The sequence below is a fragment of the Clostridium lacusfryxellense genome (assembly GCF_018861735.1).
Lineage (GTDB): Bacteria > Bacillota > Clostridia > Clostridiales > Clostridiaceae > Clostridium_AD > Clostridium_AD lacusfryxellense.
This window is the reverse complement of record NZ_JAHLEB010000141.1, coordinates 1-1,433: the sequence shown is the minus strand read 5'-3', so window position 1 is coordinate 1,433 and position 1,433 is coordinate 1. Positions and strand designations below refer to the sequence as shown.

2 protein-coding genes are annotated in these 1,433 nt (G+C 32.2%); both read left to right on the top strand.

The genetic code is table 11. The features are described from left to right. Positions 1 to 771: ABC transporter permease (locus KPL55_RS25660; RefSeq protein WP_216309577.1), on the top strand; the 771-nt coding region annotated here is incomplete at its 5' end. 3 nt (positions 772 to 774) lie between these two features. Next, positions 775 to 1,433: carbohydrate ABC transporter permease (locus KPL55_RS26660; RefSeq protein ID WP_216309576.1), on the top strand; the 659-nt coding region annotated here is incomplete at its 3' end.

Sequence of the window (1,433 nt, the reverse complement as noted above, 5' to 3'; positions counted from 1 at the left end):
TTTTTGGGAATACTAAAAAGTCCATGGGTAGGCTTTGAGCATTTTATAAGGCTATTTACTCATGCAGAGTTTGGTTTGTTGCTAAGAAATACCTTGGCTATTAGTTTTTTAAATATAGCTCTATTTTTCCCAGTTCCTATTATAATAGCTATATTATTAAATGAAATTAAGGGCAAAAAGTATAAGTCTATAATACAGACTGCAATTTATTTTCCACACTTTTTATCTTGGGTTATAATAGCAGGCATTAGTTATATTATGCTTGGACAAACCTCTGGAGTTGTAAATCAAATTATAACTATGTTTGGCGGAGAAAAGATATCATTCTTATCAAACCCAAAAATATTTTGGCTAATGTTAACAGCACAAAATATATGGAAGGAATGTGGGTGGGGAACTATTCTTTTTCTTGCTTCAATAACCGCCATTGACCCGAGTCTTTATGAAGCGGCTATGATGGACGGTGCAAATCGATTAAAACAAATTTGGCATATCACATTATCTGCAATAAAAACTGTAATTGTTATTTTACTTATTTTAAGGATTGGTCACGCTATGGATACCGGTTTTGAACAGGTATATCTTATGACTAATGCAACTGTAGCTGGTGTTGCGGATGTATTTGACACTTATGTTTATAGAAATGGTGTAAGAAACGCACAGTTCAGTTATGCAACTGCTGTAGGGTTATTTAAATCTGCAATAGGGTTTTTATTAGTTGTTATTGCTAATAAAGTTGCTAAAATGTTAGGTGAGGAAGGGGTGTATTAACAGGTGGAAAATAAAATTAAAAGAGGCACTATGTCTAAAGTATTTGATTTTTCAAATCATTTGTTTTTGCTTGTATTAGCATTGATTACCTTTTTCCCGATATATTATGTATTTATCGTATCAATTACCGATCCAGTACAGTACTTAAAAACTAATTTGTTATTGTTTCCTAAAGGGATTACTTTTGAGAATTATAAATATCTATTAGCAACTCCACTATTCTCAAGAGCTATAGGAGTATCAACTTTTCTTGCTACAGTTGGAACGGCACTTAGTTTATTAGTAACTTCTGCATTGGCTTACGCGTTATCTAGAAAACGATTAATGGGAAGAAAAGTATTATTGATTGCTGTAGTTTTTACTACTATTTTTAATGCAGGAATGATTCCTAATTATATGGTGGTTAGGCAACTTGGCTTAATGAATTCTGTTTGGTCTTTAATCATTCCAGCATTAAGCAGTGGATGGAACTTACTTTTACTTAAAAGTTTCTTTGACAGTATTCCAGAAAGTCTAGAAGAGGCAGCTATTATTGATGGGTGTAATGATGTTCAAGTTTTTTCTAGAGTAATATTACCATTATCATTGCCTGCAATGGCTACTTTTGGACTGTTCTTCGCAGTGACTTACTGGAATACATTTTTTAATGCTATTTTATATAT